The sequence below is a fragment of the Novosphingobium sp. CF614 genome (assembly GCF_900113255.1).
GTDB lineage: Bacteria > Pseudomonadota > Alphaproteobacteria > Sphingomonadales > Sphingomonadaceae > Novosphingobium.
Map to the genome: position 1 here is coordinate 106541 of NZ_FOOR01000005.1, position 25171 is coordinate 131711.

General features: G+C 67.5%; 20 protein-coding genes. 10 read left to right on the forward strand and 10 right to left on the reverse strand.

Going from position 1 to position 25171, the window contains the following annotated elements; genetic code table 11:
• Positions 1–177 precede the first annotated feature (177 nt).
• A complete protein-coding gene (locus BM052_RS07950; RefSeq protein WP_177198378.1) occupies positions 178–2664 on the forward strand; it encodes a TonB-dependent receptor in 2487 nt (828 codons plus the stop codon).
• A gap of 104 nt (positions 2665–2768) precedes the next feature.
• Here BM052_RS07950 and allB read toward each other — a convergent pair whose 3' ends face one another.
• Together allB and BM052_RS07960 are read right to left on the reverse strand one after the other, a co-directional pair.
• The gene (gene allB / locus BM052_RS07955) at positions 2769–4193 is read right to left on the reverse strand and encodes an allantoinase AllB (protein ID WP_091145279.1); all 1425 of its coding nucleotides are present in this window, start codon (positions 4191–4193) and stop codon (positions 2769–2771) included.
• A 25-nt stretch (positions 4194–4218) separates the two neighbouring features.
• The gene (locus BM052_RS07960; RefSeq protein WP_091145281.1) at positions 4219–5007 is read right to left on the reverse strand and encodes an SDR family NAD(P)-dependent oxidoreductase; all 789 of its coding nucleotides are present in this window, start codon (positions 5005–5007) and stop codon (positions 4219–4221) included.
• A 206-nt stretch (positions 5008–5213) separates the two neighbouring features.
• Here BM052_RS07960 and BM052_RS07965 point away from each other — a divergent pair, with 206 nt between their 5' ends.
• Entirely contained in the window at positions 5214–6203 is a 990-nt protein-coding gene (locus BM052_RS07965) for a LysR family transcriptional regulator (RefSeq protein ID WP_255406027.1), read from the forward strand.
• A gap of 31 nt (positions 6204–6234) precedes the next feature.
• On the opposite strand, the gene BM052_RS07970 is transcribed toward BM052_RS07965, so the two are convergent.
• The 3 genes from BM052_RS07970 to BM052_RS07980 are packed head-to-tail and all read right to left on the reverse strand — an operon-like array spanning position 6235 to position 11046.
• Positions 6235–7950, reverse strand: a complete 1716-nt coding sequence (locus BM052_RS07970; protein ID WP_091145283.1) for a hydantoinase B/oxoprolinase family protein — start codon at positions 7948–7950, stop codon at positions 6235–6237.
• Positions 7947–10055, reverse strand: coding sequence for a hydantoinase/oxoprolinase family protein (locus BM052_RS07975; RefSeq protein WP_091145286.1), 2109 nt, complete (start codon positions 10053–10055; stop codon positions 7947–7949). Before BM052_RS07975 ends, BM052_RS07970 begins: the two co-directional genes overlap by 4 nt.
• Positions 10039–11046 carry an isopenicillin N synthase family dioxygenase gene (locus BM052_RS07980; RefSeq protein WP_091145289.1) on the reverse strand — a complete coding sequence of 336 codons (1008 nt, stop codon included), beginning with the start codon at positions 11044–11046 and terminating at the stop codon, positions 10039–10041. Before BM052_RS07980 ends, BM052_RS07975 begins: the two co-directional genes overlap by 17 nt.
• 228 nt (positions 11047–11274) lie before the next feature.
• Between BM052_RS07980 and BM052_RS07985 the strand changes: the two genes are divergently transcribed.
• From BM052_RS07985 to BM052_RS08000, 4 genes are read left to right on the forward strand one after another with little or no spacing between them, the layout of a single operon-like run.
• On the forward strand, positions 11275–12060 hold the full coding sequence (locus tag BM052_RS07985) for an SDR family NAD(P)-dependent oxidoreductase (RefSeq protein ID WP_091145291.1): 786 nt from the start codon (positions 11275–11277) through the stop codon (positions 12058–12060).
• 15 nt (positions 12061–12075) lie between these two features.
• A complete protein-coding gene (metC, locus tag BM052_RS07990; protein WP_091145294.1) occupies positions 12076–13272 on the forward strand; it encodes a cystathionine beta-lyase in 1197 nt (398 codons plus the stop codon).
• Positions 13273–13292: 20 nt separating this feature from the next.
• Positions 13293–13709, forward strand: coding sequence for a DUF3830 family protein (locus BM052_RS07995; protein WP_091145296.1), 417 nt, complete (start codon positions 13293–13295; stop codon positions 13707–13709).
• Positions 13706–15169: an aldehyde dehydrogenase family protein gene (locus BM052_RS08000; protein ID WP_091145298.1), complete on the forward strand. Its 1464-nt coding sequence runs from the start codon at positions 13706–13708 to the stop codon at positions 15167–15169. The genes BM052_RS07995 and BM052_RS08000 overlap by 4 nt, the downstream gene beginning before the upstream one ends.
• 32 nt (positions 15170–15201) lie before the next feature.
• Here BM052_RS08000 and BM052_RS08005 read toward each other — a convergent pair whose 3' ends face one another.
• Complete coding sequence (locus BM052_RS08005) at positions 15202–15789, reverse strand: LOG family protein (RefSeq protein ID WP_091145300.1); 588 nt, start codon at positions 15787–15789, stop codon at positions 15202–15204.
• A gap of 246 nt (positions 15790–16035) precedes the next feature.
• Here BM052_RS08005 and BM052_RS08010 point away from each other — a divergent pair, with 246 nt between their 5' ends.
• Entirely contained in the window at positions 16036–17358 is a 1323-nt protein-coding gene (locus BM052_RS08010) for an aromatic ring-hydroxylating dioxygenase subunit alpha (protein WP_091145591.1), read from the forward strand.
• Complete coding sequence (locus BM052_RS08015; RefSeq protein ID WP_091145302.1) at positions 17355–18794, forward strand: glutamine synthetase family protein; 1440 nt, start codon at positions 17355–17357, stop codon at positions 18792–18794. The genes BM052_RS08010 and BM052_RS08015 overlap by 4 nt, the downstream gene beginning before the upstream one ends.
• Positions 18795–18879: 85 nt before the next feature.
• Here BM052_RS08015 and BM052_RS08020 read toward each other — a convergent pair whose 3' ends face one another.
• From BM052_RS08020 to BM052_RS08030, 3 genes are read right to left on the reverse strand one after another with little or no spacing between them, the layout of a single operon-like run.
• Complete coding sequence (locus BM052_RS08020) at positions 18880–19677, reverse strand: SDR family NAD(P)-dependent oxidoreductase (RefSeq protein WP_091145305.1); 798 nt, start codon at positions 19675–19677, stop codon at positions 18880–18882.
• Positions 19674–20546 (reverse strand): phytanoyl-CoA dioxygenase family protein, encoded by an 873-nt coding sequence (locus tag BM052_RS08025; protein ID WP_091145306.1) that lies wholly within the window; start codon positions 20544–20546, stop codon positions 19674–19676. Before BM052_RS08025 ends, BM052_RS08020 begins: the two co-directional genes overlap by 4 nt.
• A 4-nt stretch (positions 20547–20550) precedes the next feature.
• Entirely contained in the window at positions 20551–21366 is an 816-nt protein-coding gene (locus tag BM052_RS08030; RefSeq protein WP_091145308.1) for a D-glutamate cyclase family protein, read from the reverse strand.
• Positions 21367–21498: 132 nt separating this feature from the next.
• Here BM052_RS08030 and BM052_RS08035 point away from each other — a divergent pair, with 132 nt between their 5' ends.
• Positions 21499–22215 carry an SDR family NAD(P)-dependent oxidoreductase gene (locus tag BM052_RS08035; RefSeq protein ID WP_177198379.1) on the forward strand — a complete coding sequence of 239 codons (717 nt, stop codon included), beginning with the start codon at positions 21499–21501 and terminating at the stop codon, positions 22213–22215.
• Positions 22216–22230: 15 nt separating this feature from the next.
• Here BM052_RS08035 and BM052_RS08040 read toward each other — a convergent pair whose 3' ends face one another.
• Entirely contained in the window at positions 22231–23445 is a 1215-nt protein-coding gene (locus tag BM052_RS08040; protein ID WP_177198380.1) for an MFS transporter, read from the reverse strand.
• A 248-nt stretch (positions 23446–23693) separates the two neighbouring features.
• Here BM052_RS08040 and BM052_RS08045 point away from each other — a divergent pair, with 248 nt between their 5' ends.
• Positions 23694–24983: a lipase family protein gene (locus BM052_RS08045; protein ID WP_091145313.1), complete on the forward strand. Its 1290-nt coding sequence runs from the start codon at positions 23694–23696 to the stop codon at positions 24981–24983.
• The last annotated feature ends 188 nt before the right edge of the window (positions 24984–25171 follow it).

Here is a 25171-nt window from a genome sequence, read left to right on the forward strand (position 1 = left end):
AAGGTGTTCTTCGCAGCCAGCCATATAATATGACCATGGGGCATGGCGTGGAACCCGGGCTAGGGTATCCTGCGCTCGGACCGTCTTGGCAGGATTCCGGTGTTTCGCGGGGATGAGTATCCCCCCGCTCTGGAAGTCGCGGCGTCAAAAGCAATACGAAGAAAAATGGGAGGGGGAATGACCATGACCACGCTCAAGATGGCATTGTGCTTCACGTCGGCCCTTGCGGGTATCGCGTCCACGCCGGCGCTGGCGCAGGACAAGGAAGCCGATCCGACCGAAATCATCGTCACCGTGCGCCGTGTCGAGGAACGGCTGCAGGACGTGCCGGCATCGATCGTCGTGTTCAACCAGCAGCGGCTCAACGACAAGAACATCCAGTCGATTTCCGACCTTTCGACTTTCGCGCCGTCGCTCACGGTGAATGCCCGCTTCGGCGCGAAGGCCGCGACCTTCTCGATGCGCGGCTTCTCGCAGGCGTCGCGCACCGCTTCCTCGGTCGGCGTCTACTTCGCGGACGTGGTCGCGCCGCGCGGCGGCAACGGCACCAACCCGGCGGGCGACGGCGCCGGGCCCGGCTCCTTCTTCGACCTGGAGAACGTGCAGGTGCTCAACGGCCCGCAAGGCACGCTGTTCGGCCGCAACACCACCGGCGGCGCCGTCATCCTCGTGCCCAAGCGCCCGACCGACCGGTTCGAGGGCTATGTCGAAGGCACTTACGGCAATTACGACAACAAGCGCCTGCAAGGCGTGGTCAACATCCCGATCAGCGGGACCATCCGGTTTCGCGCCGGCGTCGATTATCAGGACCGCGACGGTTTCATCACCAACATCTCCGGCATCGGGCCCGACAAATACGGCCAGCAGGCCTATGTCGCCGCCCGGGCGAGCCTGCTTATCGACCTGACGCCGGACGTGGAGAACTACACCGTCGCGAGCTATGCCCATACCCACGACAACGGGACCGTGTCGAAAGTGACCAACTGCGCCACCAGCGCGACTCTCCCGAACGGAACCTTTCCGTTCGGGCAACTCGCCTGCCAGCAGATCGAACGCGGGGCGGGCGCGGGCTTCTACACCGTCGAAGGTTCGCTCCCCGATCCGCACAGCCGGCTTACCCAGTGGCAGGTGATCAACCACACCACATGGACGGTGAACGATAACCTGACGCTCAAGAACATCGTCAGCTACTCGCAAATCCGGCTGAACAACGTCACCGACGTGCTTGGCGCCAACTACGTCATCCCCGCCACGATGACGGTCAGCCCCACGCTGACCATCAACACCGGGGCGCTGGCCGGGCGGGCGCTCGGCTTCGCGGAGGCGACCCGCGCGCCGGGTTTCAACAGCGCCGATCAGCAGAACTTCGTCGAGGAATTCCGGCTGCAGGGCAAGTCCGGCGACGGGCGGCTCAACTGGCAGGGCGGCGTCTATTTCGAACACAGCACGCCGCGACGGCCGACGGGCACGCAGGCCCCGAACCTGATCGATTGCAGCGATTCGGACCACTTCGTGTGCAGCGACACGATCGGGCTGCTATTCGGCAACATACCGCCGGCGTTTCGCCCGCGTTCGATCGGCTTCCTCGGCAACCAGAAGGGCGAAGTCTCGTTCCTCAACCGGGCGGTCTACGGGCAGGCGACTTATGCCGTGCTCGACAACCTGAAGCTGACCGGCGGCTTGCGCTACACCTGGGACAAGACCCGCGGCAAAGGCGAACTGCGCGCCTATCGCTTCATCTCGCCCACCGGCGTCCCCCTGACGGTGCCGGTGGTGAGCTGCACCCTGGGGGCATTCGCCGACGCCAATTGCCGCACCGACGCGACGCAGCGATCGAAGGCGCCGACCTGGCTGCTGGGGATCGACTTCAATCCCGTGGACAAGGTCCTGCTCTACGGCAAATATTCGCGCGGCTATCGTCAGGGCATCGTCAGCTACAACGTGCCGCCGCCATACCAGACCGTCGGCCCCGAGAAGGTCGACACGTTCGAGATCGGCGCGAAGACCAGCTTCTCGGGGGTGGTCTCGGGCACGTTCAACATCGCTGGTTTCTACAACAGTCTCAGCGATCAGCAGATCAACGTCAGCCTTTCCAGCTCGACCAACGCGACGACGGCGACCAGCGCGATTCTGAACGCCGGCAAGTCGGAGATTTCCGGCATCGAGATCGACGGCTCGCTGCGTCCGTTCAAGGGCTTCACCATCGACGGCAATCTCGAATACCTGCACACCGTCGTGAAATCGCTGGATGTCGAGAACGTCCCGGGCGGCATCTACGACGTGTTCGTGCCCACCGCGACAGTCGGCAGCCGGCTGCCGCTGGTGCCCAAGTGGAAATGGAACCTCACCGGCACTTACCAGCTGCCCGTGCCCGACGACGCCGGCCGGGTTTCGGTGTCGGCGACTTATTCGAAGGCGTCGAGCTTCATTTACTCGACCGGGCCGTTCGGCGTGGTCGAGGGAATCGGGCTGCTGAGCGCGAACCTCAACTGGAACGAAGTGGGCGGCACGCCGATCGACCTCAGCGTGTTCGGCACGAACCTGACGGGAGAGAAGTACTATACCGCGGTGAACGACCTGCTGGGCAGCGGCGGCTTCGTATCGAAGTACTTCGGCGAGCCGCGCATGTACGGCGTCCGGATCAGGTATCGCTTCGGCGATTGATGCCGGGGCTCATTGAACGCAACGCCTGTTCCTTTTCCGTCGTCGTCGGCCTGGCCGGCTCGCGGCGACGACGGGAATAGATGATCGCCCTGGGAAGCCTGGTATCAGTAGGCTTTGCCGCGCCGCTCCAGAATCGCCCGCGTCGTGGTATGGGTGTTCCTCGGCGCGGGGTCGGGCATCCGCTGGATGCGCCGAACGTTGCGGCCGTGGCCCTTCGCGTCCTTCACCAGTTCGCCGTCGCGCATCACGAACCGGCCGCGCACCAGCGTGTGGATCGGCGCGCCCGTGGTTTCGTAGCCCTGGAACGGGGTCGAGGAGCCTTTGGACTTGAGCAAGGCGGAATCGACGGTGACCGCCTTGTCCATGTCCACCACCACGATGTCGGCGTCCGAACCGGGCAGCAGGGCCCCTTTGCGCGGATAGAGGCCAAAGGCCTTGGCCGGCGCCAGCGAGGTCATCCGCACGTATTGCGTCAGCGACATGCGCCCGTTGGCGACTTGCGTCAGCATCAGCGGCATCTGCGTTTGCACCCCGGTGAAGCCGCAATCGGCCTTCCAGATGTCGTCGGTGTGCTTTTCCGCATGGCTGTGGGGCGCATGGTCGGTGGCGATCATGTCGATCGTGCCGTCGGCGACGCCCTGCCAGAGCTGGTCCTGGTGGACCTTCTCGCGCACCGGTGGATTGACGCGGATGAGCGATTTCTTTTCGGTATAGGCGTGCTCGTCCAGCAGCAGGTAGTGCGGGCAGGTCTCAGCGGTGATGTCTACGCCGCGCGCCTTCGCCTCGCGCAGGGGGCGCAGTTCGTCGCCCGAGGAGACGTGCAGGACGTGGATGCGCGCACCGGTCCATTCGGCCAGGATCGCGGCGCGCGCCACCGCTTCCACCGCGACGACCGGCGGCCGGGCGTCCAGGTGGGCGAGGGGATCGCAGCAGTCGTTCTCGCGCAGCTTCTTCGACCGGCGGGCCATGATCGAGGCGTTCTCGGCATGGAGGGCGATGCGGTAGCCGTGCCTGGCGACGATCTCGAACCCTTCCAGGATCGCGCCGCTCGGAGGCGAGGGCAGGTTGCCGAAGGTATTGCCCATGAAGCACTTAAATCCGGCGACGCCGCCTTCGATCAGGGCTTCGAGCTGGTCGAGGTTGTCCTCCCCCAGCAGGCCGTAGATGCCGAAATCGACATAGGCGCTGCGGGCCGATTCCAGCTTGATGCCGAGCGCTTCGACCGTGCCGGTGGGCGGGTTGGTGTTGGGCATCTCGAACACGGTGGTGACGCCGCCCATCGCCGCGCTGGCGGTGCCGGTTTCCCAGGTTTCCTTGTGGGTATAGCCCGGATCGCGGAAGTGGACGTGGGCGTCGATGGCGCCGGGCAGGATGTACTTGCCGGCGGCGTCGAGCACTTCCGCGCCCTCCGGCATGGCCTCCGCCGCGCCGATCGCGAGAATGACCCCGTCCTTGATGGCGATCGACGCCTGGAACATGGTGCTGTCGGTGACGAGGGTGGCGCCGTTGATGACGATGTCGGCTTTCATGGTCGGTCCCGTGGAGATGCGGTTGTCAGAGCGCGGCCCAGCCACCGTCGACCGGCAGGTCGATCCCGGTTATCTGGCGCGAAACGTCGGAAGCCAGGAACAGGCAGGCGTTGGCCACGTCCGCGGCGGTGCTGATGCGGCGCAGCGCGTATTCGGCGGCGTGCTCGGCGATCACCTGTTCTTCGGTCAGCCCGCGGGCTTCCGCCATGCCGGGCATCACTTTGGTGCGGAAGCGGGGCCCGTCCACCATGCCGGGGGCAACGATGTTGACGTTGACGTTATGCGGCCCGGCTTCGATCGCGGCCGACTTGGTGATGCCGCGCAGGCCCCACTTGGAAGCGGAGTAGGCCATGCGGCCGGCGCGTCCGCGCATGCCGAAAGTGCCGCCGACATTGACGATCTTGCCATAGCGGCGTGCGATCATGCCGGGGAGGACGGCCTTCATCATCAGGAAGCAGCCGCCCATGTTGAGCTTCACGATCTCGTTGAAGCCTTCGGGCGTCGTTTCCCACGCGGTGTCGCCCACCGGGCCGGTGCCGCCGGCAACGTTCACAAGCACGTCCACGCGCCCCAGCTCCGCCTCGGCCACGGCGACGGCATCTTCGCAGTCCTGCGGGACGGTCACATCGCAGTGCAGCACCAGTGCGGACGTGATCTTGTCTATATCCGACTTGAGGGTGCTCAACGCATCCAAATCCCGGCCTAGAAGGACGAGTTTTGCGCCTTCCCGGGCGAAGGATATCGATATTTCCGGACCCATCCCTTTGCCGGCACCTGTAACGACGACGACTTTATCAGTAAAATTCAGATCCATTCATGTCACCGGATTATTTAAATTCGAAAAATTTGGAAAAATATTCATTAATTTTGTTGACGATCGGCGAATTACGTGCCCTTTAGGGAAAGCGATTCTAGCCAAGCCGCGATCCCCCGTACTGTTCGTTGCATAAGGGATGTGCCGTTGTCCAAGTGGTGCTAAACCACGGGCAGGGTGTAGCCGAAAATCGAACGGAGTCGCGGATGGCGCTACGCAACCAGAGAATCTGGCAGTACATAGACGAGGTTGCGCGGATGGGCTCGGTCCGCCAGGCGGCCGAACGCCTGAACGTTACGCCGTCCGCCCTGCTGCGGCGGATTCAGGACGTCGAGCACGATCTCAACGCCCTGATTTTTGAGCGGCACACGTCGGGCGTGCGGTTGACGGCCGCCGGCGAAGTGCTGATCGGATGGATCCGCATGCAGAGTTCCGAGCTGCGGCGCGTCTATTCGCAGATCGAGGAGCTCGAAGGGCTCCAGCGCGGCGAAGTGCGGATCGCCTGCAGCCAGGCGGTGGCGCGCAGCTTCGTGCTGCGGCACGTCTCCAGCTTTCGCGAGAAGCATCCCAACGTCAAGTTCAAGGTGACGGTCACCGATCACAGCACCGCCGTGCGGGCGCTGATCGACTACGAGATGGACCTCGTCCTGATCTTCCGTCCCCTGCGATCGTCCGAACTCCACTCGATCATGTCGATCGGGCAGGGGCTGGTGGCGGTGATGGCGGCGGATCACCCGCTGGCGAAGCACGACGTGCTGCGGCTGCGGCAATGCGCGCAGTACGACGTCGCCATGCCCGACATGGCGTTCGGCGGCCGCGAGATCGTGGAAAGCCGGCTGCTGTCGAGTTCGGCCAAGCTCAACGTCGCGGTCGAGGCGAACAGCTTCGATTTCCTGGCCGAACTGGTGGCCGGGGGAGAGCTCATTACCTTTCAGATCGATATCGGCGCGGACACCTGGCGGCAGGATCCGCGCTTCGCCGTGCGGCGGATCAGCGACATCGATCGGACTTACGGCCCGCTGGTCCTGGGTCAGCTCAAGGGGCGTCCTCTGCCGCTGGTCGCCGCCAAGTTCGCCGAGCAGATGGCGCGCGATCTGAACGATTGCCGCTCGCTGCCGACGCTGCCCGACGGTGTCGAGTGGTCGGACGACGAGGAGATGGAGGACGAAACGGGGCTGGATACCCGATCATCCTGAAGGACGCCGGGGCCAGCGCCCTTCGATCGGCTCAGGACGAGCGGGCCTCGATCCGGATTTCCGGCTCCTCACCATCGATATCCAGGTGGCCGACATCCAGGCGATAGTCCCGCCGCGCCGCCTCGGGCGAGATCATTCCTTCGTCGATGTCCTGGCGAATTTTCGCCGGATCGCGGGCGGCCGGATCGCCGAGGCCGGCGCCGCCGGGAATTTCCAGGACGAGGCGTTCCCCGGCGGGGATCGTCTGGAGGCCCTTGGCGCGCATCGGCTTGCCGCCCGAGGTGCGCACCAAGCCTGCCGCACCGTCCCGGCCGCCGTCGCGGCCCTTCGCCGGGCGCTCGACGCGCTCGAACATGGCAAGGACCTCGAAACTGCTGCCGTCGCGCATGGCGACCTCCACGGTCTGGCCAAGGCCGCCGCGCCGTTCGCCGGGGCCGCCGCTGTCGGTGCGCAGCTGCTTGCGCCAGATCACGATCGGCGCAGCGCTTTCCGTCACTTCCACCGGCATCGCGCGCACGCCGCTGGGAAAGGCCGTGCCGGACAAGCCGTCCTGTCCCGGCCTGGCGCCCGATCCGCCCGAATTGAAAAAGATCGCGTCGAACGGATCGCCCTCGCGGCCGTTGCCCTGGGCCGGCAGCCGGCCGCGCAGCTGGACCGACCAGAGGCAGGACGATCCCTCGGCGGGCACCCGGTCCGGGATCGCCTGGGAAAGGCAGCCGAACACCACGTCGGGCAGCATCTGCCCGATCACGTGACGCGCGGCGACCGGCCAGGGGCGCTGGACGTTGAGGATCGAACCTTCGGGCGCGGTAACCCGGAACGGTTCCAGCGCGCCGAAGTTGTTCGGCACGTCGGGCGAGATCACGCAGCGCAGGCCGAACACGGTATAGGCGCGGCAATAATTGAGCACGACGTTGATCCCGCGTGGCAGGCAGGGGTCGGTCCCTTCGTAGTCCATGGTCAGGCTGTCGCCATCGATGGTGAGCGTTCCCACGAGCGTCACCGGCTTGTCGTAGCCGTCGATGACCAGCGTGCTGGTCCACTTGCCGTCGGGCAGCTTGGCGATCTCCGCCCTGGTTGCGCTGAGCGAGCGCGCGATGATGTAGTCCGCGACTTCGGTCAGGTCCGCCATGACGAATTCGGCGAGCATCGAACTCAGGCGGCGGGCGGCGGCCTCGTTGCTGGTGATGTAGGAGAGCACGTCCCCTTTCACCTGCACGGGCGTGCGCACGTTCTGGCACAGGATGTCGAGGAGATCCTGATTGACGCGCCCGGCATCGGCGAGCTTCATCAGCGGGATCTGCAGGCCTTCCTCGTAGATCGAGCGCCCGTCCGGCCCCTGGCCGAGCCCGCCGATATCGACCTGATGGCAGCACACGCCGAACAGGCCGACCACGCGCCCCTGGTGGAAGGCGGGCGAGACCACGGTGACGTCATGCAGATGGCCCGCCGTGAGCCAGGGATCGTTGGTGATGAAGTGGTCGCCCGGCTTCATGGTCTCGACCGGAAACCTGGCGAGAAAGTGGCGAACGCCCTCGGCCATCGAATTCACGTGGCCGGGCGTGCCGGTGACGGCCTCGGCGACGAGCCGCCCTTGCAGGTCGAAGAGCGCCGCGGAAAGGTCTCCCGCATCGCGCACGGTGGTGGAGAAGGCCGTGCGCATCAGCGTCTGCGCCTGCTCCTCGACGATCGAGATCATGCGCGTCCAGATCACCTGCATGCGCAGTTCGCCAAGCGCCGTGCTCATCGGCGATCTCCCTGTTCGCGGCGGGTCAGCACCAGGTAGCCGCGTTGATCCATGTACCCGTCGAAACGGGGCGAAACCACCGTGGTCGTTTCGCGCTCGGCGACGAGGGCCGGGCCGCTGAAGCGCGCGCCCGGCTGCATTTCCTCGCGGGCGTAGAGGGCGAAATCGCACGCCTCGCCACTGGCCGGATCGATCACCCGGCGGCTGCCGACGGGCACCGCCTCACGCGCCGGCGGAGCCGACCGCGCGGCATCCGCGTGAAAACCGGCGGCGCTGACGGTGACGCGCCAGGTCAGCATCTCGATCGGCAGGTCGAGCACCATGCCGCCGTACTGGCCGCGGTACGCCTGCTCGAAGCCGGCCCGCAGCGCGGCGGCATCGTCCCCGTTCAAAGTGCCGGCCGGGATCTCGAAAGGGATCTCGTATCCCTGGCCCTGGTAGCGGGCGAGGCAGACGCGCCGTTCGATCCGCGGCGCATCGGGTGCGCCCGCCTTGACCAGCTCGCGGGCCTCCCGGGCCATCTCGTCGAGCAGGGCGTTGAGGCGGACGAAATCGGCCTGGTCCAGGCGCATCGCCATGCTGCGCGCGACTTCGTAGGACACCGGCGCGCGCAGGAAGCCGACGGCCGACCCGACGCCGGCGCCCGAAGGCACGATTACCCGGCCGATCCCCAGCTTTTCCGCGAAACTGACGGCATGGAGCGGCGCGGCGCCGCCGAAGGCGATCAGCGTGCGCTCGTCCAGCGTCATGCCCTGTTCGACGGCGTGGACGCGCGCGGCGCTCGCCATGGTTTCGTCCACGATCTCGCTGACGCCCACCGCGAGGGTTTCCGCGTCGCCGCCCCACAGGCCGAGCCCGGCAAGCGCGGCCCGGGAGTTGTCCGGCTTCAGCGCGACCTTGCCGCCGGCGAAGCGCGAGGGGTCGATCCGGCCGAGCGCGATGTCGGCGTCGGTCACGGTCGGGCGCTCGCCGCCGCGTCCGTAGGCGGCGGGCCCCGGTTCCGAACCGGCGCTGTGCGGGCCCACGGCCAGGCGCCCGGCGCTGTCCACCGCCGCGATCGAGCCGCCGCCGGCACCGATTTCCACCATCTCGACGACGGGGATGCGCAAGGGCAGGCCGCTGCCCTTGCGGAAGCGATGCACGCGGCCGACCTCGAACACCTGCGAGGTCTGCGGGACGCCGTCGTTGATGAGGCAGATCTTGGCCGTCGTGCCGCCTACGTCAAGGGCGAGGACACGGTCTTCGCCGCATTCGGAGGCCACCGAAGCGGCGAAGATGGCGCCGCCGGCGGGGCCGCTCTCGACCAGCCTGACCGGGAAGCGCGCGGCGGTTTCCACCGTGGTCAGCCCGCCGGAGGAAAGCATGAGGTAGAGCGGGCAGGCAAAGCCCATCTCCTTCAGCCGTATCTCCAGGCGGCGCAGGTAGGCATCGACCAGCGGCTGCACGTAAGCATTCGCGGTTGTGGTGGAGAAACGCTCGTACTCGCGCATTTCCGGCGAGACCTCGCAGGAGAGCGATATCGAAACGCCCGGTATCTCCTCGCGCAGGATCTCGGCGACGCGCATCTCGTGCGCGGGATTGACGTAGCTATGCAGGAAGGCGACCGCGACGCTTTCCACGCCTTCCTCGCGTAACCGTGCCGCGGCCTCGCGCACGTGCTGCTCGTCCAGGTCCAGCAGCACGTTGCCGAGGGCGTCCATGCGCTCGGGTATGCCGAGCCGCAGGCGGCGGGGCACCAGCGGCTCGGGCTTTTCCATGCCGATGTCGTACTGGTCGAACCGGCTCTCGGTCCCCAGCGCGAGGGCGTCGCGGAAGCCCTCGGTGGTGAGCATCGCCAGCTTGACGCCGCGTCGCTCGATCAGCGCGTTGGTGGCAAGCGTGGTCCCGTGGACGACCAGCGAGACTTGCGCGGGCGCGATCCCGGTCTCGCCGAGCAGCAGGCGAACGCCGTCCAGAAGCGCGCGCTCCGGCGCCTCGTAAGTGGTCAGCAGCTTGGTGGAATGACGCCGGCCTTCGGCTTCGAGGACGACGTCCGTGAAAGTGCCGCCGATGTCGGCTCCGATCTTTGCGGCGCTGGAAGGGGAACGTTCAGGTGTACACTTCATGGGGGTTCTTGGAGAGCTGACTGTAAAAGCGGGCGAGGTGGTCGGCGACGCGGACCGGCGCATAGCGGGGGGTGTCGCCGGACAACTCGGGCAGGGGCGCCACCGTCACGTTGCGGTCGGGATTGGCGAAGTAGGGCACCGAGAAGCGCTCCACGTCGGTGCGGTTGCGCACGCGGTGATAGTTCGAAAGATAGCGCCCGTTGGACCACCACATCATCATGTCGCCGACGTTGATGGTGAAGGCGCCGCGCAGGGGAGGAGCCTGGATCCACGCGCCGTCGCGGCGCTTGACTTCCAGGCCGCCGATCTCGCGCTGCGCCAGGATCGTGAACGGCCCTTCATCGGTGTGGGAGATCATGTTCGATACCTCGGTATCGGCGGTGTCGGGCAGAACCGGGTAGTAGTTGACGCTCAGTTGCGAGGGAGGGTGCCTGAACCAGCCATCGAAGCGCGTGTCCTCGAGCCCGAGCCCGAGCGCGAAAGCGCGCAGCAGTTCCCGTCCGAGCCCCAGCATGGCTTCGAGATAGGCTTCGCCCGCCAGGTGGAAATGGTCCATGCCGGCCGGCCAGCGGTTCACCTGGTCGAAGATCCGGGCGTGCTCCATGTCTTCCGGATCGGCCGGCCATTCGTGCTGCAGGCGGTATTGCTCGAACATGCGGGTATTGCGCGAAAGCGGCTGGTGATCGGGCATCGGAATGTAGCCGCGATACCACTCGGGGGTGGCAAAGGCCTCCGCCCGCTCGTGCATGGGGCGTGCGAAGAAGTCCGCGGCCGCGGCGAAGATGGCGTCCACCACCTGCTCCGGCACGCCGTGGCCGGTCAGGTAGAAGAATCCGATGTTCTCGCAGGCGAACGCGATTTCGTCGGCCACCGCCTTGCGGGCCATCTTGTCCCCGGCCAGGAACGGCGCGAAGTCGATGATTGGAATTTCTTCCAGCGACACGGCCGCTGCTGCGGCGATGTCGTCCTCGCTTCTTTCGCTACGGCTCATTTTCGAAACTCCCTGGAGGCGCCTCGCTCGGCGGGGCTCCTGTCCGGAACAGCGCGGCGCGATGCTATGCGCGTGACTCGTTTAGGACAACGCAGGCGGCCCTTGCGGTGCTTTTTCGGCGCGGGTCCGTGGCCTAATGGTCACCTTCCCCTGGCGAGGCTTTGCGCTACCACTGCATATCGAGACCGAAATTCTCCCGACCGAAATTCTCCCGGACGACGCGAACCGATGAATGTACCTGCTCCTGCCATCGACCTCTCGGACAAGGTCGCGCTTGTCACGGGGGGAACGCGCGGGCTGGGCCTCGGTCTCGCACGCGCGCTGGGACGCCGGGGTGCGCGCGTGGTGCTGGTCGGGCGTGACGCCGCCTCCGGACGGCAGGCGGCCGACGGACTGTCGGCGCAAGGTATCGCCGCGAGCGCCATCGCCGCCGACGTCGCCGATGCCGGCGGCTTGCGCACGGCCCTGGCAGGGGTGGCGGCGATAGACCTGCTGGTATGTGCGGCCGGGGTGGGGGCGCCGCGCCGACCCGTCTGGGAAGCGACGCCGGATGATTATCGCGGCTGCTTCGACGTCAACGTGCTCGGGGTGGTCAATGCCATGGCGGCGGTGATGCCCGGCATGATCGAGCGCGGCCAGGGCCGGGTCGTCGCCATCGGCGGGACCTATGGGCACAAGGGCGTCGCGGGCTTCTCGCTCTACGCCGCCTCGAAATGGGCGCTGCGCGGTCTCGTCAAGTCGGCCGCGCTCGATGCGGCGCCGCACGGTATCTGCGTTAACATGATCTCGCCGGGCGGTGTGGAGGGAGAGCGCATCCATCGCATGTTCCGCGAAACCGCGTCGCGCAACGGCGAGCCGGAGGACGCGCCGCTCAGACGCTTCCTGGCCACCGCCGCGCTGGGTCGACTGGTGACGGAGGACGACATCGCGGCGGCGCTGTTTCACCTGGCGGGCCCCGCCGGGCGCATGATTACCGGGCAGGACATTCTCGTTGATGCCGGCACCGTCGTCTAGGGAGAAAGCAGCAGCATGACCGATATCAGGGGCTTCCGGCGCGATACGCAGGCGCTTCATGCCGGGCGCAATCCGGAAGCCAATTTCGGCGTCGTCAATCCGCCCGTCTATCACTGCTCGACCGTGCTGTTCGATTCGGTCGCGGCGCTTCTGGAGACGCGCCGCGACCGTGCCTCCGGCGCCTTCGAGGGCTTCACCTACGGACGCGAGGGCACCGCGACGACGCGCGCCTTCGAGGATGCGGTGACGCTGCTGGAAGGCGGCTACCGCGCGGTGACGACGAGCTGCGGCCTGGGCGCGATCTGCGCTTCGCTCACCGCCTTTCTCTCGGCCGGAGACCATCTCCTGATCGTGGACAGCCTCTATGGCCCGGCACGCGATTTCTGCGAGAGCTTCCTGCGAAAGTTCGGTGTCGAGGTGACGTACTATCGCCCGAACATCGGCGCCGGCATCGCCGGGCTGTTCCGGGAGAACACCCGGGTCGTCTACATGGAGAGCCCCGGCTCGCTGACCTTCGAGATGACCGACGTGCCCGCCATCACGAAGGAATGCCGCGCGCGCGGGATAGCCACGATCTTCGACAATACCTGGGGTTCGCCGATCAACTTCCGCCCGCTGGAACACGGGGTGGACGTCTCGATCAACGCCGCGACCAAGTACATCTCCGGCCATTCCGACCTTATGCTCGGGATCGCGGTGACGAGCGAGGACGCCTTCATCCCGGTCAAGAAGACAGCGTCGGCATCCGGCTATTGCGGCGGTCCGGATGACATCTACCTGGCCATGCGCGGCCTGCGAACGCTGCCGCTGCGCATGAAGCAGCACCACGCCTCGGGCCTTGCCATCGCCAAGTGGCTGCGGGAGCGGCCGGAGGTGCATCGCGTGATGCATCCCGCGCTACCCGGGGACCCGGGCCATACGATCTGGGAGCGTGACTACGATGGCGCCTCGGGCCTGTTCGGCTTCGTGCTCGAAGCGTGCTCGGAGGCGCAGTTCGCGGCGTTCATGGACCACATGGACCTGTTCAAGCTGGGCTATTCGTGGGGCGGATACGAGAGCCTGGTGGTGCCGACTTATCCCAATACCCTGCGCTCGGCGACCGAATGGTCCGCCCCCGGGCCGGCCGTGCGCATCCACGTCGGGCTGGAGGCGATCGAGGACTTGATCGCCGATCTCGATCGCGCCTTCGCCCGCCTTCGCGCGGCGGGCTGAACGACGGACGGACAAATTCCATGACCCTTATCGACATCACCGCCGGCCCCTTCGCCTTCGTCGCCAGGCTGGAGGAAGAGCGCGCGCCCGTCACCGCGGCGCGCTTCAAGGCCATGCTGCCTTACGACCAGAAGCTGGTCCATGTCCGCTGGAGCGGCGAAGGCGTGTGGATTCCGCTGGGCGACGCGCGCTACGACCTGCCTTGGGAGAACCCCACGCGCTACCCCGCGCCGGGTCAGTTCATTTTCTATCCCGGCGGCTACAGCGAGTGCGAGATATTGCTGGCCTATGGCGGCGTTGCCTTTGCCAGCAAGCTGGGGCCGCTTGCCGGCATCCATTTCCTCAGCATCGTCGAGGGGATGGAGAACTTGCAGGAACTCGGCCGCAAGACGCTGTGGGAAGGCGCGCAGCCCGTCAGTTTCCGGCCGAGGGCGTGAGCGTGGGACCGGGCCTGGAACATCTCCTGATCGACGGCCGCCGGGTCGAGGCATCCGGGGGCGAGACGTTCGAGACCGTCAACCCGGCCGATGGCACGGTGCTCGCCCGCATCGCGCGCGGCACGGCCGGGGACGTGGACCATGCCGTAGCGGCCGCGCGCCGCGCCTTCGAGCAGGGGGCGTGGCCGCGCTTCTCGCCCGCCGACCGGCAGATGCTGCTCCTGCGCCTTGCCGCCCTGCTCGAACGCGACGCGGAGGAATTCGCCCGCCTCGACACGATGGAGATGGGCTCGCCCATCCGCCACACGCGTGGCTCGGTCGTGCTGCTGGTCGATCTGCTGCGCTATTTCGCCGGGATCGCGCGATCGATCGAGGGCACCACCAACGCCCCGTCCGATCCCGCGCTCTTTGCGTGCACCGTCAAGGAACCGGTGGGCGTGTGCGGCGCGATCATCCCGTGGAACGGACCGCTCTGGGCCTCCGTGCTCAAGCTGGGGCCGGTGCTGGCAAGCGGCTGCACGCTCGTGCTCAAGCCGGCCGAGGACGCGAGCCTCGCGCCCTTGCGGCTGGCCGAACTGGCGCTGGAAGCGGGCGTGCCGCCCGGCGTGTTCAACGTCGTCACCGGGTTCGGGACGGAAGCCGGCGCGGCGCTGGCCGCGCATCCCGGGCTGGACAAGATCGCCTTCACCGGTTCGGTCGAAACCGGCCGCGCCATTGTCCGGGCGTCGGCGGGCAATCTCAAGCGGCTGTCGCTCGAACTGGGGGGCAAGTCGCCGAACATCGTCTTTGCGGATGCCGATCTGGAAGCAGCGGCGCGCGCGGCGGTCGGTGCCGCCTTCGCGAACTCCGGTCAGGTCTGTAGCGCGGGGACGCGGCTGTTCGTCGAGCGCGCGATCCATCGGGAGTTCGCCGAGGAAGTGGCGCGTATCGCGGCGAGGTTGCGGATCGGCAATGGTCTCGATCCCGAAACCGACCTGGGTCCGCTGGTTTCCGCCCGGCAACTGGCGCGGGTCCGCGGGCACATGGACGATGCGCTGTCCACCGGAGCGCGGGCGATCTCCGGCGGTGCGCGGCTTACCGGCGAATGTCATGGCGAGGGGTTCTTCTTCCCGCCTACCGTGCTCATCGACGCACGCGACGACATGCGCGCGGTGCGGGAGGAAATCTTCGGACCAATTCTGGCAACCCTGCCCTTCGACGCCGAAGAGGAAGTGATTGCCCGCGCCAATGCCACCGAGTTTGGCCTTGGCGCCGGCGTATGGACCGGGAGCGTGGGCAGGGCGCACCGCCTGTCGCGCGGGCTAAAGGCGGGTTCGGTCTGGGTGAACTGCTACAACCGCATCGATCCCGCGGTCCCCTCCGGCGGCGTGAAGGCGAGCGGCCAGGGGCGGGAATACGGTCGCCAGCATGTGGAAGAGCATTTCCAGCTCAAGTCGATCTGGATCGACACGGCGGTCTGATGGCCATTCGGCGGGAGCCGCCGATCAGCCGCCTACAGCCACTTCGGCACCACCGGCTTCTCGAACGCCGCCAAGGCGTCGATCAGTTCGTCGGGATCGGCTTGCACGACGATGCCGTTGCGGTGTTCGCGCGGCAGGAACTTCTGCTCGATCATCTTGTCGATGAAGCCCATGAACGGTTCGTGGAAGCCGCCGACGTTGTAGAGGCCGACCGGCTTGTCGATTTCGCCCAGCTGGTTGAGCGTCCAGGCTTCCATGAATTCCTCCAGCGTGCCGATGCCGCCAGGCAGGGCGATGCAGGCGTCGGCGATGGCAAGCATGCGTTCCTTGCGCAGGCGCATCGATTCGACGACCTCGTGCAGCGTCAGGCCCATGTGCAGGTGGCCCTTGTCGAACAGGCGCTGGTTGATGACGCCGTGGACGTGGCCGCCCCCCGCCAGCGCGGCATCGGCGAGAATGCCCATCAGGCCCTTGTGCGTGCCGCCATAGACGATGCCGATCCCGCGCCGTGCCAGCGCCGCGCCGAGCGCCGCGGCGGCCTGTTCGTAAGTTTCGCCAAGGCCTGCGTTCGACCCGCAGAAGACGGCGACGTGGCGGATTTCGCGCTTGGACTGGCTCATCGAAGGAACTCGCTCATAGGAAGGACCGGCTTAGGGAGGACCGGCTTAGGGCGGACTGGCGCAGGAAGGATTGGGGCAGGGTCTATGTTCCGAAATCGCCGGCGGCAAGCGCGGGGGAGTCGCCGTTTCGGCAACGGCGTGGGCGTCAGTCGGCAACACGCGAGCCGCGCGGGTTGAGGCATGAAGGATACAGCGGCCGACAGCGGTCGGCGCCGGACGAGCCTCGATCGACGGAAGACCAATGCCATGACACCCGAACAGAACGACCTCGTCACCCGCAGCGGCCCTGACCGGCCGCTGGGTGCGCTGCTGCGTCGCTACTGGCAGCCGATCGCCCTGCTGGAGGAACTGGACGGGCCGCGCCCCGCCAAGCCGGTGAAGGTTCTGGGCCAGGACATGGTGCTGTTCCGCGACAGCCAGGGCCAGCTTGGACTTCTTGACCGGGACTGTCCCCATCGCGGCGCCGACCTTGCGTTCGGCCGGCTCGATGACGGCGGCCTGCGCTGCCTGTTCCACGGCTGGTTGTTCGACGTTGACGGCAACTGCATCCAGACGCCGGGGGAGCCCGCCGGATCGCGGCTGTGCACGCGCGTGAAGCAGCGCGCCTACCCGGTCGTCCAGCGCGCGGGCATGATTTTCGGCTATCTCGGCGAAGGCGAGCCGCCGGCCTTTCCCGGGCTGGATTGCTTCGCGGCGCCGGACAGCCACGTCTTCGCCTTCAAGGGCTATCTCGACTGCAACTGGCTGCAGGCGCTGGAAGTGGGGATCGACCCGGCGCATGCCAGTTTCCTGCATCGTTTCTTCGAGGACGAGGAGGGGGACGCCTATGGAAAGCAGTTCCGCGCTCGCTCGGCTGACAGCGATGTGACGATGATCCAGGTCCTGCGCGAGTTCGAGAACCCGGACATCACGATCACCCCGACCGACATCGGCTTTCGCCTGACCGCGCTGCGCCCGCTGCCGGACGGCAGGACGCATGTGCGGATCACCAACCTGTTCTTTCCGCAGGCCTTCCTGATTCCCCTGTCGGAGACGATGACGATTACCCAGTGGCACGTCCCGATCGACGATTACAGCTGCTATTGGTACGCCGCCTTCACCAGCTTCGCCGAACCGGTGGAGAAGGAGGAGATGCGCCGCCAGCGGCTGACGCTCTACGAACTGCCCGATTACAAGCCCCGGCTCGGCCGGCACAACGATTACGGCTACGACGTGGCCGAGCAGGGAAGCCGCACGTACACGGGCATGGGCGGGGATATCAACGTCCATGACCAGTGGGCGGTCGAATCGATGGGCCGCATCCAGGACCGCACGCGCGAGCATCTGGGCACCACCGACAAGGGCATCGTCGCCTATCGCGCCATGCTCCTCAAGCAGATCCGCAAGGTGGAACAGGGTGAACGGCCGCTGCTCGACATCACCGCGGAAGAGGCGCGGGCGGTGGCCGATCCCGGAACCGTGGACGGCGTTGCTCCGGCCGGCGTGGATGTCGATGCCTACTGGCGCGAGGTCGATGCGCGCCGCCGCGCCGCCGCGCCCTGGGGCCCCGCCGTCGCGGTCGCCGAATGAGCGGCTTCGTCGAGGGCCACGGCCTCTGGAACGAGGAACAGCGCCGGCTCGCCATCGAAGTGCTGAAGCGCGTCGAGGCGGACGGCGTCTCCACGATCCGCCTCGTCTTCGCCGACATGCACGGCATCACGCGCGGCAAGACGCTGCTCGCCGGCTCGCTGGCGGGCGCGTTCGAGGATGGCTGTGCGATCACTTCCACGCTGTTGCTGAAGGATACCTCGCATCGCACGGTGGTGCCGGTCTTCGCGGCCGGGGCGGGAATTGGCGACCCGGACTTGCAGGGCGGCGGCGACGTGGTGATGGTGCCCGATCCCGGGACGTTCCGCGTGCTGCCCTGGGCGCCCGGAACCGGGTGGATGCTCTGTGACCTCTACCATGACGATGGCCGTCCGGTCGTTCTCTCGACGCGCCGGCTGGCGCGCGAGGCGGCCGGACGGCTGGCCGCGCGCGGTTTCGAATATGTCAGCGGGCTGGAAGTGGAATTCTACCTGACCCGCCTGGAGGACTGCGCGCTGATGCCGCAGGATGCCGGCCAGCCCGGCCGGCCGCCCCGGGTCTCGCTGCTCCATCAGGGCTACGCCTACCTGACCGAGCAGCGCTACGACCAGGTCGAGCCGATCGTCGAGATCCTGCGCGCGAACTGCGTTGCGCTCGGCCTGCCGCTGCATTCGCTGGAAGTCGAATTCGGCCCCAGCCAATGCGAGTTCGTCTTCAAGACCGGCAGCGGCATCGGTCCCGCGGACGACATGGTGCTGTTCCGCAGCGCCGCGAAGCAGATCGCCCGCCGCCATGGCTACCACGTGAGCTTCATGTGTCGGCCGCAACTTCCCGAAGCCATGGCGAGCGGGTGGCACCTGCACCAGTCGCTGCGCGACGCCAGGACCGGCGCCAACGCCTTCGCCCCGCACGATGGGGAGCCGGGGCTCTCGCAAGTCGGGCGGCAGGTCCTCGCCGGGCTTCTGGCGGGCGCGGCGGCGGCGACGCCGTTCTCCACGCCCACCGTCAACGGCTACAAGCGCTACCGCGCCAACTCCCTCGCGCCGGACCGCGTGGCGTGGGCCGAGGACAACCGGGGCGCGATGCTGCGGGTGCTGGCGAAGGGACCGGCCAAGCTGCGCCGGATCGAGAACCGCGTGGGCGAACCCTCTGCCAACCCCTACCTTTACCTCGCCTCGCAGATGGCCACCGGCCTTGCCGGGATCGAGGCGGGCAAGGAGCCGCCGCCTTCGGTGGATTCGCCTTATGCCGCCCAGGTGGAAATGCTGCCGCGCACGCTGGAAAGCGCGCTCGACCGCCTCGATGAAAGCGCCTTGCTGCGCGGCGCGTTCGGCGACGCGTTTGTCGACCACTTCCTGCTGGTCAAGCGCGCGGAGGTCATGCGCTACAACCAGTCGGTGACCGACTGGGAGCACCGGGAATACTTCGACTTGTTGTGACCCTTCGAGTCCCTGCCCCGAAGTCCCCTGAAGGGGAGGGGGCCTTGAAGGGGAGGGGGAAGGGCCGCCCTCGACACGACTGGCATCAAAGCGTGGCGCCGCCATCGACGACGAGTTCCTGGCCGGTCACATTGCGGCCGCCTTCCCCGATCAGATAGAGAACCATCGCCACGATGTCCTGCATTTCGCTCGGACGATTGAGCGGAATGCCCATGTCCGCCACATATGCGCGCAGCGCTTCCTCTTCGGACAGGCCTTTCTGCTCGGCCATGGCGCGCCAGTTGGCCTTCATGCGCGGGACGGCGATCGGTCCCGGCGCGACGTAGTTCACCGTCACGCCGTCCGGGCCCGCTTCCAGCGCCGCGCTGCGGGTAAGGCCGCGCAGGCCCCATTTCGAGGCGGAATAGCAGGAACGGCCGGCGCGCCCGCGCATGCCGTGGTTGCCGCCGATGTTGACGACGCGGCCCGCACCGGCCTGGCGCATCAGCGGCAGCAGCCGCGACAGCACGATGAAGGGCGCCCGCAGGTTGGTGGCGACGGTGCTGTCGAATTCATCCACGCCGAATTCGCCGATCGGTGGCGAGAGCGGCCCGGTATAGCCCGCTGCGTTCACCACCACGTCGATTCTGCCTCCAGACCATGCGAGGAATGCGTCGATCGCCCGATCCAGCACCGCCGCGTCGCGCACGTCGGCGGTCAGCACGAGCGCGTCCCCGCCACCGGCGTGGATCGCCTGGGCCACGTCCTCCATCTCGGCGGTGCGCCGCGCCACCAGGGCGACGTCGTATCCCCCGATGCCGAGCGCGAGCGCGATTTCCCGTCCCGTGCCCGCGCTGGCGCCGGTGACGAACGCGACCGGCCGCTTGCCCGCGCCCAAGGTCACTGCGCGTCCGCGAAGAACTTGCGCTTCGAACCGGCCTGGACCCTGTAGATCGAGCTGCCGGCGCGCGAGGGGAAGGGCAAGCGCACGTAGTTGTCCTCGAAGCGCACTTCGGTGGTGGAAGGGCCGCTGACCAGGCGCGATTCGTATTCGTCCCAGTCCACCTTGTAGAACAGCGGGAAGGCGTCGCTCGCGGCATATTCGTAGAAGAGGATGCGGCGCGGATCGCCCGAGCGGTTCACGCTCGATCCGTGGAGCGTCATTGGATGATGAAAGCTCACCGTGCCGGGAGGACCCTCGAGCAGAACCGCCTTCGACATGTCGAACTGCGCGGTGTCGACAGCGCCGCAGAAGAAGCCTTCCTCGTCGTGGTGATCGAGCAGCGGACCTTTGTGGCTGCCGGGGATCACCTGCATCGCGCCGTTCGCCGCCGAGGCACCGTCCAGCATGATCGAGGCGACGCAGGTCCCCATGTGGGTATGCGGGGCGAAGGCCCAGTCCTGGTGCCATTCCAGCGCGGCGCCGCCATGGGCCGACTTCATGTTGATCTTGGCGTGCGACAGGCGAACGAGGCCGCCGATGATCCGGGTCAGGATCGCCAGGATACGGTCGTTGCCCGCCTGCTCGGCATAGTAGGGATCGATGCGGTTCGGCTTCTTGACGCGCTGGATGGTGCGATTGCCGTGGAGGTCGGTGTCGAAGTCGAACCAGGTGTCGTCGCCCGCCACCAGCGCGGCCTTCGCGGCGACCTGGTCGGTGAGATCGCGCAAGGTGTCGAGCACCGGTCCGGCCAGCAGGCCGGGCACCACCGCGTATCCGTGCTCATGGTAGTGGGAAACGATCTCGTCGAGGTTCGCATCAGTGCTCTGCATGGCTTCAGTCCTTGGGGAGCGGCAGGTCGGTCACAACCATGTGCGCCTTGTAATGGGTGATGCATAGCGGCAGCCGCGCGCTGCGCACGGCGTTCTGGCCGGTGGCGCCGCAGGCCCAGAAGACGGGCAGCTCTCCCGGCCGGAGCCGCGTCAGGCCGTGCCCGCCGTAGCTGTGCGCAAGATCCGCGATGCCCAGGTCGCCCGGCAAGCCCAGCGATACCGGCGCGCCGTGGAACTGTGGATAGCGGGCCGACAGCAGCGTCGCGCGGATGGCGTCGGCGGGCGTGAGCGCGCGCATCGATACGATCAGCCTGCCGCCGAACGGGCCGACCGGCACGGTCTCGCGCGTGGTTTCGTACATGGCGGAGACATCGCCTTCGTCCAGGTGGCGCAGCCGCACGGCGTTGCGTTGCAGGATCGTTTCGAACGAGAACGAGCAGCCCAGCACGAACGCCACGAGATCGTCGTGCCAGACCGGGGAGGCGTCGCGCGGGGTGTCCACCAGATCGCCGTCGCGGAACACCATGTAGCCGCCGGTGTCGCGCGCGATGTCGAGGTCGGCCGCAAGCTCGGGGATGGACCGCGCGCCGGGTTCGCTCCGCCCCAGGATGGGCAGCGCCTGCGGGTTGGACCGGCAATAGAGTTCGAAGGCGTCGGCATGGGCAGCGGGTACGGCGACGAGATTGCCTTGCACGTATTCGCGCGCGACGAGGTTGGTGAATCCGGTGAAGCGCCCCTCCCGGATGGCGCGGCGCACGGCCGAGGGATCGGCGGAATCGAAATCGGGCGCATGCGCTTGGGGAAACAGGGCCTGGCTCATGTTCCGATATTAGCCGCCGGGGGCGTTGCCGAGAGTTGCTTTTTGCGGCCTCCCCCGTTGCCGATCCGGCCATGGGCGCGGCGGCCCCGCGCGTGCTTCGCTGTCGCTTCAGGACAGCGAGGACGGGCACGCATGGCGGGCATATTGGTTATTGGCGGGGCGAGCGGCCTTGGCGGCGAGATCGCGGAGGCCTTTGCGCGCCAGGGCGACGGCGTGGTGCTGGCGGACGCGGAGGCGCCGCGATTCGCGGTGGAGCACTTCGTCGCGCTCGATCTCGCCGCCACCGACGCCGGTGGGCTGGCCGCCGGCGAAGCGGCGGCGCGGCTGGGCCGGCTCGACGCGCTGGTTGTCGCCGCGAGCGCGATGGAGAGCGCGCCGATCGCCGAGTGGACCCCGGCGATGTGGGACCGGGCGGCGGCGATCAACTTGCGCCTGCCGTTCCTGGCGGTGCAGGCGTCGCTGCCCTGGCTGCGCGTCTCGGACAATGCCAGCGTGACCGTGGTTTCCTCTACCGCGACCATGCGGGGGCAGCCGTTCACGCACGCCTATCAGGCCACCAAGGCAGGCGTCGCCGGCCTGGTGCGCAGCCTTGCCGCCGAGTTGGGGCCTGACGGCATCAGGGTGAACGCGGTATTGGCTGGCTGGCTCGATACACCGCTGACCCGGGCTTATTGGGCCGGCCGCGAGCATGCCGCCGCCGAACGCGAGCAGGTGGACGGGCGGATACCGCTGCGGCGGCACGGCAGGGCCGAAGAGGCGGCGGCGCTGGTCCGGTTCCTGGCTTCCCCGGCGGCAAGCTACCTGACAGGCGCCATGCTGCCGGTGGACGGCGGCGACACCGCCGTCTGAATATCGCCGTCCGGCTCAGGCCGCGACCGGGCGCGTGGCGGCTTCGCCGGCGGACAGCCTCGGCAGCGCCGCCAGGCAGATCAGCAGGCCGGCCACGGCGATGGCGACGTAGGCGATCCAGTGGGTCAGGGCGAAATAGACCGTCGGCGTCAGGAACGAGGCTATCGAGACGAACTGGTTCACCAACCCGGCCACGCTGCCGCCGCCCAGCGTGCGGGTGGAGAGGGCCGGCATCGTCGCCATGCACACGCCCGTCGCGGCGCCGTAGGTGAACAGCCAGGCCATCAGGCCGGCGACGGCGAGGATCATCGGGCTCGTCGGCGCGAACAGCACGAGTTGGGCGACGATGCCGATGCAGACGACGATCGCCAGCAGGCGCCTTGGCGGAAAGTCGCGGGCGAGCAGCGCCCCGGTCAGCGTGCCGCCCAGCAGCACGGCGACGATCTTGGCCACCGCGACGATGCTGGCCGAAGCGGCGAGCGAGACGCCGTGAACTCTGGCGAGATACGTCGGCGCGGCAAGGCTGGTGCCGTAGGAGATCATCGCCGGCATCGCCATCGCGAAGCCGAGCATCAGGATCGGCGGATGGCGCAATCCCGCGAACAGCGCGGCCAGCTTCGCACGCGTGGTACGGCCATGGCTGCGCAGCACCGGGACATGCGGCAGCGCTATCGAGGCCGCCGCGCACAGCGCCATCAGTGCGCCGTGCAGGGCGAGCGCCCAGCGCCAGGACGTGCTCGCGGTGAACGGCGCGGCCATCAGCAGGCCCAGGGCGAAGCCGGTCGGTGCATATGTCGACCACAGCGTCAGCGCCCGCGTCCGCCTGGAGCCGTCAAGCGCGCCGATCAGCATCGCCGCACCGCCGTTGAGAATGCCGAGATAGCCAATCCCCGCGAGCAGCACGCCAAGGTTGAACACCCAGATGTCGCGGGCAAGCCACAGGACCAGGTCGGCCAGCACGAAGACCGGGCAGGTCAACAGCAGGACCAGGCGGGGCCCGAGACGGTCGACGATCCCGCCGCCCACGGTGGCGACGATCGCCGCCGGCAGCGAGAACAGCGCGATCGTCAGCCCGATCGCGGCGGCGGGCGCCTGCATCGCCTGCGTGATTCGCAGCGCCAGCGGCGAGAGGATGCCGACCAGCGCCATGCTGTTCAGCCCGATCGCATAGACGAGGGCGATGGTGCTCCAGCTTCCTTGCGAGCTTGCTTGTGTCCGCGTCTGGGTCATCTGCGGGGCACTTCCTTGGTTGGTGGGCTTGGTTGGCGGGATCGTCGCCCAGGATAGGCAGCGGGCAGGGGGCGGCAAGCGGGGTTCGCAATCCGCACCGAGGCGTTCACTTTTCTGGACAGGAGCGCGCATCGGGGCGTTGCCGTCGGGGCAATGCGGCGATGCCGGAACGGCGCGCACGGCGCGCTGGAAATCGGGCTAGAACCCCGGGATGGACCCAAAGGTGGACAGGAGCGATTGATCCGCACATGAAGAACCGCTTTTCCCGCGTGGCGCTGTTGGCCGCCCTGCCGTTCGTGGCCGTCAGCACTCTCCAGGCCGCCGCGCCCCCGGCCCCGTCCGCCGACCTTGGCGACATCGATGGCGACGGCGGTGTATCCGACTTCTATGCCTGGAACGGGCCGCTGCCGGGGCCGGGCCGCATGCTGCGGCAGGAAAGGCTTCCGGCCGATCGCACCCAGCCCGACGCGGGCAAGGCGCTGCGCGTGCTGTACAGCTCGACCAGCGGCGTCGGGCAGGGCGCCATCGCGGTTTCGGGCATGGTGTTCTTGCCGAAAGGAAAGCCGCCGAAGGGCGGCTGGCCCATCGTCGCCTGGGCCCATGGCACGACCGGCTTCGCGGATGTCTGCGCGCCTTCGTGGACCGGCACTTCCGCGCGTGACAAGGACTATCTGCAAAAATGGCTCGAGGCCGGCTTCGCCGTGGTCGCGACCGACTACGAAGGGCTCGGGACCAAGGGCGTGCATCCTTATCTGATCTGGCGCTCGGAAGGCCGCTCGGTACTGGACGGGGTCGGGGCGGCGCTGGGCGCCTATCGCGGCCGGCTGTCGAACCGGGTGGTGATCGTCGGGCAGTCGCAAGGATCGGGCGCCGCGCTGGGCGCGACATATCTGGCGAAGGACTACGCGCCGCGGCTCAAGGTCCTGGGCACCGTCGCGACCGGGCTCGTCATGACCTTCGACACCCCGCATGGGCGGGACTACGTGGCCAAGTCGAACACGCTGACCGACCCGCACTTCATGAACCCGGGCTTCGCGATGCTGCGCATCGCCGGCATCGACCGCGCGCTGCACCCCGACCTGGATCCGGCGAACTTCGTGAAGCCGGCCGGCTACGCCCTGCTGCGCACCGCGCGCAAGGCGTGCCTGCACGACCTGTTGTCCCAGGCCGACAAGCAAGGCCTGACCGGGCAGCAGATCTTCGTCGAGAACCTCGGCCCGATCGACGGCACCATGGATGCCAACTTCGATTTCCCGGACGGCCGCATGCCGGGCCCGATCTTCGTCGGCACCGGCCTGGCCGACGACATGGCGGGCACGCAGGGGCAATACAACGCGGTGCGCGCAATGTGCGCGGCCGGCACCAATCTTCAGTGGCACACGTATCCGGGTGAGGACCACGGCAGCGCGGTGAACGTTTCCGCGCGCGATTCGATCCCTTTCGCCAAGGCGCTGCTGGAAGGAAAGCCCCAGCCGTCCGACTGCGCCTCGATCGCACCCCCCGGCCCGATCCAGAAAAAGCGCGACGGGGCCGATTGAGGTGCCTTATGCCGGCATGCGTTGATCGCGGCTTCTCCTGAGGGGAGGGCGCCGGGATGTGTGGTCTCTCCACCGATGCAAGTCCGGCATGGACGACCTTGGGAAGAGGACCCGCATAACGCGATCAAGCCCCTGCCTTGAAGGGCAGGGGTTTGATCGCGTTCCATTTCGGAGAGACGAGATACTCG